Annotated in this window: 8 protein-coding genes and 1 tRNA gene; 5 read left to right on the forward strand and 4 right to left on the reverse strand. The window is 35.4% G+C overall.

Features of this window, described 5'->3' with window-relative positions:
• Positions 1-69 precede the first annotated feature (69 nt).
• From J3U63_RS07130 to J3U63_RS07140, 3 genes are all read right to left on the reverse strand, one after another.
• Positions 70-1683 carry an ABC transporter substrate-binding protein gene (locus J3U63_RS07130; RefSeq protein WP_323849468.1) on the reverse strand — a complete coding sequence of 538 codons (1614 nt, stop codon included), beginning with the start codon at positions 1681-1683 and terminating at the stop codon, positions 70-72.
• Between the two features lie 1103 nt (positions 1684-2786).
• Entirely contained in the window at positions 2787-4253 is a 1467-nt protein-coding gene (locus tag J3U63_RS07135; protein ID WP_267344760.1) for a hypothetical protein, read from the reverse strand.
• Between the two features lie 679 nt (positions 4254-4932).
• Positions 4933-5008, reverse strand: a tRNA-Phe gene (locus J3U63_RS07140).
• Between the two features lie 158 nt (positions 5009-5166).
• On the opposite strand from J3U63_RS07140, the gene J3U63_RS07145 reads away from it, so the two are divergent.
• The 5 genes from J3U63_RS07145 (at position 5167) to J3U63_RS07165 (ending at position 11915) form a co-directional block, all read left to right on the forward strand.
• Positions 5167-5616, forward strand: a complete 450-nt coding sequence (locus J3U63_RS07145) for an FxsA family protein (protein ID WP_267334045.1) — start codon at positions 5167-5169, stop codon at positions 5614-5616.
• Positions 5617-5749: 133 nt separating this feature from the next.
• Positions 5750-6043 carry a co-chaperone GroES gene (locus J3U63_RS07150; protein WP_034915350.1) on the forward strand — a complete coding sequence of 98 codons (294 nt, stop codon included), beginning with the start codon at positions 5750-5752 and terminating at the stop codon, positions 6041-6043.
• A gap of 46 nt (positions 6044-6089) precedes the next feature.
• Positions 6090-7736 (forward strand): chaperonin GroEL, encoded by a 1647-nt coding sequence (gene groL, locus J3U63_RS07155; protein ID WP_065633806.1) that lies wholly within the window; start codon positions 6090-6092, stop codon positions 7734-7736.
• 399 nt (positions 7737-8135) lie between these two features.
• Positions 8136-9767, forward strand: coding sequence for a hypothetical protein (locus J3U63_RS07160; RefSeq protein ID WP_267371116.1), 1632 nt, complete (start codon positions 8136-8138; stop codon positions 9765-9767).
• 18 nt (positions 9768-9785) lie between these two features.
• A complete protein-coding gene (locus J3U63_RS07165) occupies positions 9786-11915 on the forward strand; it encodes an AAA family ATPase (protein WP_267334043.1) in 2130 nt (709 codons plus the stop codon).
• A gap of 310 nt (positions 11916-12225) precedes the next feature.
• Here J3U63_RS07165 and J3U63_RS07170 read toward each other — a convergent pair whose 3' ends face one another.
• Positions 12226-12840: a hypothetical protein gene (locus tag J3U63_RS07170; protein WP_267334042.1), complete on the reverse strand. Its 615-nt coding sequence runs from the start codon at positions 12838-12840 to the stop codon at positions 12226-12228.
• Positions 12841-12845 lie beyond the last annotated feature (5 nt).

Below are 12845 nucleotides of genomic sequence, written 5' to 3' on the forward strand. Positions count from 1 at the left end.
GATAATATTAAATTAGGTAAAACCCAACGCAGCGATTAACCGCATAATAGAGGTTAATCGCTAGGAATGCTATTTTTCAAGAGCAACTTGGTTGAAGTTATGTAATGCTAAAGGATCCATTATATAGCCTTTAACCTCTTTACGTATCGGCATATAAACCATTGAGTGAGCAATCATTAATGCTGGTGCTTGATCATGCATCTCAACTTGTGCTTGTTTATAGAGTTCAACCCGTTTTTCATGATTTGGTTCAATTCGAGCTTGTTGTAATAAATCATCGAATGGTTTATAACACCAATGTGAATAATTCGAACCAGATTTAACCGCATCGCAACTCATCAAAACTGAATAAAAGTTATCTGGATCACCGTTATCTCCCGACCATCCCATTAATACTGCATCATGTTCACCATCACGAATTCGGGATAGATACTCTCCCCATTCATAACTAACAATTTTAGCAGTTACCCCAATTTTAGCCCAATCCGCTTGAATCATTTCAGCCATACGGCGCGCATTAGGATTATATGGTCGTTGTACTGGCATTGCCCATAAATTAATAGTAAACCCGTTCTCTAATCCGGCTGATTTTAATAATTCTTTTGCTTGTGCAGGATCATAAGGATAATCTTTTACAGCATCGTTATAACCCCACATTGATGGTGGAATAAAGTTTTTAGCTGGTTCAGCTGCCCCCTGAAATACAGCTTTAATGATCGCATCCTTGTTGACAGCCATATTTAGAGCTTGACGAACTTTTAAATTATCTAGTGGTGGTTTATCCATATTGTAAGCTAAATAGCCAATATTAGTCCCTGCCATTTCTTTAACAACAATGTTATTATCTGATTTCATTCGTTCAACATCCGCTACATTTGGAAATGGCATTGCATGACACTCTCCTTTTTGTAACTTAGCATAACGCATTGCAGCATCAGGTGTAATTGAAAAAACTAAACGATCAAGTTTAGCTTTAGGACCAAAATAATCTGGGTTCGCTTTATAAAGGATTCGTGAATCTTTTTGATATTGAACAAAAGTAAATGGGCCGGTTCCAATAGGTAGTAAATCGACTTTTTCTGGTGTGCCATTTTTAAGCATAGCATCGGCATATTCTGCTGATAAAATTGAAGCGAAGGACATCGCTAAATCGGCTAAGAAAGGCGCTTCTGGCTGACTTAACTCAAATACGACAGTATGATCATCAACCTTTCTAACCTCTTTAATTAAATTAGGTAATCCCATACTTTCAAAATATTCATATTGGCCACCAGAAACTTTGTTATAAGGATGATTTTTATCCTTTTGTCGCATAAATGTAAAAACAACATCATCAGCATTTAAATTTCGGGTTGGTTTAAATTCTTTACTGTTATGCCATTTAACATCATCACGTAAATGAAAAGTATAAGTTAGACCATCTTGGCTAATATCCCAAGATTTAGCTAAAGAAGGTTCAATTTCGGTAGTGCCTAATTTAAATTCCACCAAACGATTATAAACAGGAACTGCACCCGCATCCATCGAAATACCGCTTGTCACAAGCTGTGGATTAAATGTTTCAGGTGAAGCTTCTGCACAATAAACTAACGTTCCATCAGCATACGATTGTGCACTGGTGAGCAACGTTATTAGTGCAGCACTCAATAAAAATTTTCGTTTATATTTACTTATATTTCTCATAAAATCATCCTAATTATCAACTATATTAAACCTATTTTGTCACACGTAAACAAAGTTAAGAGCATTGTATTTTTGATATCTTTAATATACAAATTTGATAAAATATCTTAATTTTAGTTCTTACAACAAAAAAATTTAATCTTGATTAAATCCATATTTTTACCATCTTCCGCACAGATATAGTGCAAAAAGCACCATAATTAAAATCAACGTGTGACATAGGCATTTACATTAACACACCATTTTTAATTGAAATGACTGCTAACATTAACGCAACAAAAGTTAGATACCGCCAAACAAATAAAAATATGCAAAATTAGTGCCAGTTTCAATTTGCAAATCTATATCAAAAATATGTTTTAGTTGTGATCAATTTAAGTATCACCCTTAACTTTTTATATAAATAATCACTTACTAATTGATTTTTATTAAATGTATTATAGTTAGTGTAAATAAAATAATCACCAAATTAATAATATAAAATTAAATTTTCAACTTGATTTCATGCAACTAAAATATAGTTGAAGCGTGGTTTTAGGAGGTTTTATAATTTTAGGATTGGTGCCTGATGGGAAATGAAGATATAGCTTAAAATATGAGGAGTTGGGATAAGGAATTTTAGGTAGAAAAAAGTATTTGTGTTTGTATTCTTAAAATTAATCTTTTTTTAAAGGCATTTTTACTCCGTTAACATCTTTCATGTTTTAACCAAACTTCTATCAAAAAAATTTAGTGTTTTATTAAAATTCGGTCTACAATACAAAATTTAAATACTTTGTAAAAAGCTAGTTTAGTAATACTAGTTACAAAATGACAGATTAAAAAATACTAATTCAAATCTCTTTAGTTAGATCAACTTTATCAAATACTGACATATCAATACTTATTTTCTTCAATTTTATTTCGACAATGCCTGATTACTCTTTTTTCGAGCCGCCAACACCACCGTTGGCGTTGTCGGTCGTAAGCGGTTGTCGCTAAAGCAACTACCGCTCTTTTCTCGCCAACTCTTTCGGCTCGGATTGCCCATGCCGCTGCGACTTTACATTGGCAGTTTATCCTTTATTACCTCTTATATACTCCCACAACTTAAGGACTAAGCACTAAGGATAGGCGCAAAGCGCGTTATGTGTGTTAAAGTTGTTGACAAAGCGCGCAGTACCTATGTCTACGTTCACTATAGCCAGGTCACCATCAGCATTACTCGGTTCACTAGTCCAGTACCATTGGCCTTTGAGACCAATGGCTGGATAATAAGCCATAGAGCCCCACTCCGCGAAAAAGCCCGCACCTATATAACGCATGTAATAATCACCAGGTGAGGAAGGAGAAGCGCCGACTAAACCGCTACAGAAGGTTAATGGAAAATCAGACGTACAAGATGCATTTGTCAAATCCTTTACCTTAGGTAATCGATAACCAATACTATTACACCAAGATAAGGTTTTAGAATGACTGTAATCTTTAGATCGGTTGACGAACCACTGCTTCAAAGTAAAACCATATTTAACGACAGCATTACCTCGACTGTCACGACCGACCAACTCGAATGTCTGGGGCAAAGTAGGTTTAGAAATAAGACCAGGATTGTCCGAATTTTGCTGGGATTCGGTAGCGAAAGGACCAGTTAAAGTAACGCGTACGCTTGTAGCAGTAGAATTACTCATTGTAGCTGTGATACCTCCCTGAGAGACCGGAGACCAAGACAAAAGCTGTTTACTACCGGTAATGAGTAAATCAAAGTACAATCCATTAGAACCAGTAGTAGGAAAGTTTTGACCATAACGTGATGGGTCAGTTGACTGAGAAAGAAAACCATTAGTAGGGTCCAACATCGAAGCCGGACCTGCAAATCGATCTGAAGCGTAAGTCAAATCAGGCCGAGAAAAACAAACCTCAGGCGTAGCCTTAGGATTGACGAAATAAGTCACACTACTTGCATTGAAATTACTACTATTAGGAACTCCGTAACGGGTAGTTAATGTGCCATTAGTACTGGATAACGTAACCTTATAAGGTGCCTTACAAATCTCTGGCACAGTACTACGTGATACCCATTGACCTCTTTTATCAACGATAGATAAACTTAGAGAACCGGTAGCTATAACGTCAGTATCTCCATCATCATCCCCCCAATAATTGTAAGGCTCGCCAATTAAGGTGTTCAAAGCGATAGCATCAGCAGCGGGTGGCACCAACATAGCAATATCAATAAAGCTTTCGTTTTCTTTAGGTAACACTATTGGATTATCTAAGGTTGAGGTATTATTTTGAGGAGTAATGCGGGTACCATCGGATAACGTAATACCTAACAGCCCCTCAGTCGTGGTAATTTTAGTTATCCCATTATCAGAGGTTAAATAGGGCTGACTACCATGAATGACTTGCGCCGTAGTCACCGACAACGCTCGAGTCGTAGTGGCATAAGGTAATAATAACAAAGGTATTAAAGCTAAATAGCGCTTTATATTGAAAACAATATATGGCGGACGATTAACCAATAATAGCTGTCGTCGACAATGATGTTGGGAGCTGGGTTGGCGAACGTGCGATACTAAACCAGATAGCAACCTCTGCCCTAAATTAGATACGCAATCACACTTTAATTTGAGCAAAAAACGAGAGACTAAATCGAATACTAAACTAAGTTTTAAATTAAGCTTTAGGTGTAATAAATCAGCTAAAGTGTGTTGATATAGATTTTTGACGTAAGGCTGCCAGTGTCTTGTGTCTTGTGTCTTGTGTCTTGTGTCTTGTGTCTTGTGTCTTGTGTCTTTATATTATAAAGCATAATGCGCAATCCTTCAAGCAAATTTATGTTTTATTTACACTTTTCCATTTTAGTGCGCAAAAAACTAAACGATTAATTTACCGGTCAAAGTATAGCACCTTAGTAAAATTTAACTACCGATTAACGACGATTATTTGTAAAGAATGGTAAATGAATAGGGAATGTTATTAATTTCTACTTATACGTTATTTAGCTAAAATTGCGAGAAAGTGGAAAAATAGACTTAAGTCAGTAACGTTCTTGTCATGCTTATTAACCTTAATATATAAAGGCATTAAAGCCATATTACCGATACATGCCATTATTGAAGCCAATCTACCTGTCTGTGTATTCGATATTGTACTTGATTTGATTTAATATTGGTGAAAGTTGATTGATAAGAAAATGCATTGCAAAGCTTATCAGAAAAGGCTTTAGACATAAAAAAACCAGCTTTCGCTGGTGTTCTTTTTTGGAATTGGTGCCCGGACGCGGAATCGAACCACGGACACGGGGATTTTCAATCCCCTGCTCTACCGACTGAGCTATCCGGGCAACAATGGATGCACATTAAACACGATCTGAGATTATCCGTCAATCCCTTTTGTAAGATATTTTAAAAAAAATAGATTGTTTGGTTGAAAAATAACTAATCATCTATATATTTGGATCTAATTTTAATAATATAACGTCACTTTTTAAGGAATTGTTATATGCGATATCTAGGCTTTATTGTTTTTTTTATTTATCTCTATTTTGAAATTAGTACATTTATGATGGTAGCTAACGCTATTGGCGTTTTTCTTGCCTTAATTTGTATTATTGCAACATCTATTATTGGTTTTTCATTAGTTAAAACACAAGGTTTAAAAAACCTGCGCGAAATGCAACAAAAAATAGCAGAAAATCAGAGCCCTAAAAATCAAATTATTAAAAGTGTTGCTTTATTGTTTGCTGGTTTTCTATTACTTATCCCTGGTTTTTTGACCGACATTTTAGGCGCTATTTTATTAATTCCTTATGTGCAAGAATCGATTGTTAATTTCATTGTGAGAAAAATGCCCAAAAAATCAATATTTTCATCATACCAACGCACTGATAAAAATGCTGATATTATTGAGGGAGAATTTACTCGTAAAGATGATGAAGAATTAATCAATTAAAAAATATTTTGATTTTATTCTCTTGAAGAATTTAAAACAAACCCCATGTAGTATTCACTATATTATATAGATCATAATTTGATGATTTATTGTTAATAATTATTTAATTTAAATTAGTGCTAGGAGATAACTAATGAAAATTCGTCCATTGCATGATCGTGTGATCATTAAACGCAAAGAAGTAGAATCAAAATCAGCTGGCGGTATTGTTTTAACAGGTTCAGCTGCGGGTAAATCAACACGTGGTGAAGTTTTAGCTGTTGGTAATGGTCGCATTTTAGAAAATGGTCAAGTTCAACCATTAGACGTTAAAGTTGGCGATATCGTTATTTTCAATGAAGGATATGGCGTTAAAACAGAAAAAATTGATAACGAAGAAGTGCTTATCTTATCTGAAAGCGATATTTTAGCCATTGTTCAAGCGTAATTGGCAAATAATTTAATTTATAGACAGAATTCAGGAGAAATACAAAATGGCAGCTAAAGATGTAAAATTTGGTAATGACGCTCGCGTTAAAATGCTTAAAGGCGTTAATGTACTAGCTGATGCAGTTAAAGTCACTTTAGGTCCAAAAGGACGTAACGTAGTATTAGATAAATCATTTGGTGCACCAACTATTACTAAAGATGGTGTGTCAGTTGCTCGTGAAATCGAATTAGAAGATAAATTCGAAAACATGGGTGCACAAATGGTTAAAGAAGTAGCTTCAAAAGCAAATGATGCTGCTGGTGACGGTACAACTACTGCAACAGTCCTTGCTCAAGCGATTGTTAATGAAGGTTTAAAAGCGGTTGCGGCTGGCATGAACCCAATGGATTTAAAACGTGGTATCGATAAAGCTGTTGTTGCAGCAGTTGAAGAGCTTAAAAAATTATCTTCACCATGCGCAGACTCTAAAGCGATTGCACAAGTTGGTACTATTTCAGCAAACTCTGATGAAACTGTAGGTACTTTAATTGCACAAGCAATGGAAAAAGTGGGTAAAGAAGGTGTTATCACTGTTGAAGACGGCACCGGTTTACAAGACGAACTTGATGTTGTTGAAGGTATGCAATTTGACCGTGGTTATTTATCACCATATTTCATCAATAAACCAGAAACAGCAACGGTTGAATTAGACAGCCCATATATTTTATTAGCTGATAAAAAAATCTCTAACATCCGTGAATTACTACCAGTATTAGAAGCAGTTGCTAAAGCAGGTAAATCACTATTAATCATTGCTGAAGATGTTGAAGGCGAAGCATTAGCAACATTAGTTGTTAATACTATGCGTGGTATTGTTAAAGTTGCCGCAGTTAAAGCACCTGGTTTTGGTGACCGTCGTAAAGCAATGTTACAAGACATCGCGATTTTAACAGCTGGTACTGTAATTTCAGAAGAAATCGGTTTAGAGCTTGAAAAAGCAACGTTAGAAGATCTTGGTCAAGCTAAACGTGTTGTTATCAATAAAGACAATACCACTATTATCGATGGCGTTGGTGAAGAGTCTTTAATCACTGCGCGCGTTGAACAAATCCGTAAACAAATCGAAGAATCAACTTCTGACTACGATAAAGAAAAACTTCAAGAACGTGTCGCTAAACTTGCTGGCGGTGTTGCAGTAATTAAAGTTGGTGCAGCAACTGAAGTTGAAATGAAAGAGAAAAAAGCACGTGTAGAAGATGCATTACACGCGACTCGTGCAGCGGTTGAAGAAGGTGTGGTTGCCGGCGGTGGTGTTGCGTTAGTTCGTGCTGCATCTGCAATTTTAGACCTTAAAGGTGCAAACGAAGATCAAAACGTTGGTATTAAAGTAGCTTTACGCGCGATGGAAGCGCCATTACGTCAAATCGTGACTAACTGTGGTGAAGAAGCATCTGTTGTTGTTAACGCAGTTAAAGGTGGCAAAGGTAACTATGGTTACAATGCTTCAACTGAAGAGTACGGCGATATGATCGCAATGGGTATCTTAGATCCAACTAAAGTAACGCGTAGCGCATTACAATATGCTGCATCTGTTGCAGGTCTTATGATCACAACTGAATGTATGGTTACTGATTTACCTAAAGATGATAAAGCTGATTTAGGTGCTGCTGGTGGCATGGGCGGCATGGGTGGAATGGGCGGAATGATGTAATTCATCCTATCGTTACAACCCAAAACCTGTTAAAAAACCACCCTTTTATCGGGTGGTTTTTTATTTATTTTCCTTCTATCAAATACTCATTAACTTCACAACTTAATCACATAATCAACACCGTGAATATCAAATAAAAGTCCATTTACACTAATTGTTGTTGAAAATAGCAATACATCTAATTTTTCTTTATGACTTTTAGTTACGCTTTTTTAGAATTGAACCAAGTATGTTGTTTTTTTCTTGTCAAAATGAAATGTAAAATAGATAATAACATGATGAAAAAATGAGGTTTATTTTTTCTATAAAAATAAATTAATTATACCAAACTTTATTACTTTATATGAAATAAGATATAAAGTTATTAAATAATAAGTGAATATAAAAAGGAATAGAACAATGAGTGTATCGTCCAGTAAAAAAGCTGCAACAGTTCAACAAAATGATTATTCAGCAAGACAACGACAAAAATCTACCCGAACAGAATCCCCTCAAGCTAACATTCAAAATAATACTTTTTTCAAAGTTATTTTTTCCGATAATCTTTCTCTTGAACAAAAAGTTCAAGAAGTTACACAAATTTTAGAATTTACCGATAATAAAGAAATAGATCGTGAAAAAGTAGAAGAGTTTGATAAGTTCAAAGAATATCTACAATCAATCTCTGAAGAGATGTCTAAGCAACGTATCGAAATGACTGATACCGAAGTGTTCGCTGAATTGCAACGAGTCTATGCTGATTTTAATAATGACCTTAATGATTTTATTGATAAAATCAAACCGCTTACCGAAATCACTGATGCGCTTTATAACTTACGCCAAAATGGTGAAACACGTAACGCTCTAGCGCAAATAAAAGCAGATCAAGAATGGGATGATGAGAAGCAAGCCGAAAAAAAACAAATACAAGATGAAATCACAAATAACAATACACTAATAACCAAACTAAAAGAAGAAATTCATACTTTAGAGCAAGATAGAATATTCTTCGGACTTGGAAAAATTAAAGCGGCTTCAAAAGCGAAAATAGCAATTAATCAAGAAAAAATAGCGCAATTAGAACAAGATATACAAAATAAAAATACACAATTAGCAAATCTTGAAGAAGAAATTAAACACCGCCATGCGCAACGTAGTGAATCACTTGATGTTGAGAAATTAAAAGAGCTACTGAATTTAACATCAGATGAACACACATTACGACAAGCTGATATGGTTGAATCTGCCTTAAAATTCGTTAACCAAGGTAAAGAGCGTTTTGGTGCTATTCGTGGTCATCTTGAAAAGATGGTTAAACAAATCGAAGGGCTTAGCGACAATAATGGTAACATGATCCAAATTTATGCCATTATGAACGAAGCGACCAAACAAGTTGAAAAAGTCCATCGTGAACGCCGACAAGAACTCGAAAATAAAGATGTTGGTGACAATTTGTTAGAGTCAATGAAACTGGAAGAAACTCGACGTAATTTAGATGAACATATCGATACCGTATCAACTGCAACTGTCGATACGATGCAAACCTACGGTGAATTAACTACCGAAGCAATTAAAATACGTAACATGCAAGCTGCAACTAAAAAACAAGTAGAAAGTGCAAGAGCAATGCATTCACGCGGTATTGCATCAGTCGCTTCACAACTTAGCGTTGTGGTAACAGCGGTTAACTCAGCAGCGATTAATGAAGCGCAATCCATGGCAGGAAATACTTTAGCTGAAATGGCGAGAGTAACTAACGATATTGCTAAGAACGAAGCAATACGAATTGCAACGGGTCGTGATGAAATCAATAACGACTTAGAAGCTATGCTACAAAACTTAGCTGAATTTGGCGATACTCAACGTGAAGCAACAGAAATCACCCGTTCTGCCCTTGAAACAATGCGCGCTAATTTAGAAGAAATCGAAAAAATGTCCAAAGATGTTCAAGGTGATACTCGTGAATTTATTGCAGTAACTGGTGATGTTTTATCTGAAAAGAGTGAAGCCAAAAAAGAAACTAAAAATACTACGTCCCCTTTTAAACTATAACTGACGAAGGAATGCACAATGTACCTAGTTAGAGGGCGTGAATATTTAGCGCAACATCCCAATTTTTCATTAGTGGGAAGAGAGCATGATTTAGAAAGAATATCATCAATTCTGATCCGACAATCATCAAACTCACTTTTACTAACAGGACCAGCTGGTGTAGGCGTTTCGGCGCTTACCCTTGGTTTACAAGCAGCTAAAAATAGTCCTGACACACCATTTGACTTAATTGTTAAAAAACTATTTTGGTTAAATAGTGATGCACTGTTTTCCAGTGGTGATAGCACTAAAATTAATAACGAATTTCAAAATATTTTAAAAAAATTACTGCAAACACCTGAATCGGTTTTAATTATTACTGATACAGCTAATTTTTTAGAAGCGGCACACAATACCGGTAATGCTCATTTTATTAATGCATTAAATAACGCTGATAAATCAGGTAATTTTCAAGTAATTCTAGAAGTTCGTGATGATAAACTTAGTAGTGTGCTAAAAGCTAGTACTAAAATGCCAGAGCTCTACACGCTTTATGATGTAAAAGAGCCAACAGGAAGTGATTTAAAAGCAATTGTTACAGTTGTTGCAAAAGAGCTGTCTGAACATCATCAAATCGAAGTTGACGATAATGCTATTGACGAAGCAATACACTTAACAAGCAAATATCGTGATAGTTTGGGTTTAGGTGGAGCACAGCCTCAACGCGCAATATCCTTGCTTGATCGCGCACTAGCAAGCTACCGCCAACTGACGCATAAACAGCACCCTAAAATTGCTCAATTAATGGCTAAAATTGCGAAAAGTACTGATGAAACAGAACGTCAAACTTTGCAACAGCAATTAAATCAATGGCAACAAGATTGGCAAGATTTGAAATCAGAAATTAGCAAAACATATCAATATCAACGTGATGCTGAAACATTACGCTTCCAGCTACAAGACGAAATCACCCAAATTCAGGAGCAAGAAGAGGAAAACAAAATTTCTGATTCTGCGGCCATAAAAACCTTTGCTCAATTGACAGCAGGTGGATTTGACTCGCCAGCTGTCACCAAATTGAAAGAAAAAATTCGACAAATTGATGCCGAAATTGCACAAAATAATGAGCAACATAAAAAACTAGTAATGCTTGCCAATAAAGATTTACGACTAAATCGACAAGAAGTAATTACTGAATTTAGTAAAATTTCGGGAATATCAACCAATAAACTCGATGAAAACGAAGTTGAAAATTTAATTAATTTAGAAGCGCATTTATTGTCACGTATTTTTGGTCAGGATGAAATCGTCAAACATGTAGCTAATTCGGTTAAAGTTGCTAAAGTCGATGCACTAAAAGAGTCTGGTCCAGCAATGTCTTACCTCTTTTTAGGACCATCCGGTGTAGGCAAAACAGAAATGGCAAAAGCTTTAGCGCAATACGTATATGGTGACGAAAAATCATTAGTGCGATTTGATATGTCAGAATATATGGAAAAACATGCAGTTGCTAAATTAATTGGTGCACCGCCAGGATATGAAGGGTTTGAAGCTGGTGGTATTTTGACTAATTCAGTTAGGGCTAAACCGGTTGGTATCTACCTATTTGATGAAATCGAAAAAGCACATCCTGATGTATTTAATATTTTCTTGCAGATCTTATCAGACGGACGTTTAACCGATAATATCGGTCGTACGGTCGATTTTTCTGACATAATGATTATTATGACATCAAATATTGGTCAGCCTTATTATCTTGATCCTAATCTATCTGATGAGGCAGCACGCGAACTAGCAACAAATGAGCTAAATAATACCTATCGTTCAGAATTACTGAATCGTTTTAATGGTAGAGAAAATATCGTTCACTTTAAACGACTACCAATGGAAGTTATCGAGAAGATTATCCGCCGTGAAATTGATAAACTCAATCAAGCTTATCAACCTCGAAACCTAACTATAGAAGTACAAGATGCTTGTCTTAGTGCATTTTGTCATGATCATTATGATATTATTCGTGGTGCAAGAGGTTTACCAGGTTATATTAAAGCCAATATTCGACCGTTTATCGTCAATCACATATTACAAAACCCACTTGATCAAGGCACGTTTAAAATAGTGTATAACCAACAAACGCATAGTTTTGATATGGAATTTTGTAAAAATTAAAAACGCTTCACTTCGTTTTTAGCGAAGTGAATTTACTACAATAAATTGAAGCTAACAGGAAATGTTCCTTTAGCTTCAATTATATAACCTGTCTTCAATCCAAAACTTTTTAGCGTAGCCACGTAAATTATCAGAAAATTACCCAATAGCAGTAGTAAATAAATTAACCGTTGTGATTTTTTCTCATAGTTATATTACGTAAAGTAAACCATCACCCAAAATGGTTTACTAACATAATTTAATTAAACTTACGCAACAAGCCTAGGGTGTAAACTTCCGCTTTGTACAAGCACGATATCGTTATCAATATTTATTTTTTCGCAACAGAAAATAGATAATTAGCCACCTTAGTATCACCATTTTTTTGGTATAATTGAGCCGTTTTAATGACACTTTCTTGTCGAGATGCATCATAATTAAAAAGCTGCTTAAACATTAAATCAGCAGTTTTCTGATCACCGTTTTGAATCGCACAATAACCATACTGTTCATACGCATCGGCTTTCCAACGGTGGCGATCTAAATCAATACTTTGTTGAAATTGTTTTTTGGCTTCTTGATAACGATTTCTACCACATAAAAAAGAGCCATAATGGACATGATACAGTCCATTACCGGGTTGCATTAAGGTGATACGTTTGTAAATCATTTCAGCTTCATTATATTCACCAACATGCTGATCAAACATTGCCATTGCTAGCATAACTTGAGGGTTATTAGGTGAATATTGGGCAGCCAATTTCAAGTTATAATGTGCAGCTTTGATATTTTCTGGTGACTCATCAGCTTTAGCCAAATAAGCTAAACCTAATCGCGTTCTAGATAATGCGGCAGCTTCGGGATCAAATTCTTCATGCCCTTTAACTTGGCAACCTGTTAAAGCAATCATGGATAAACAGCTGAAGATGACTAACCATATTTTCATTAACT

This window comes from Gilliamella sp. B2838, from assembly GCF_026536185.1.
GTDB lineage: Bacteria > Pseudomonadota > Gammaproteobacteria > Enterobacterales > Orbaceae > Gilliamella.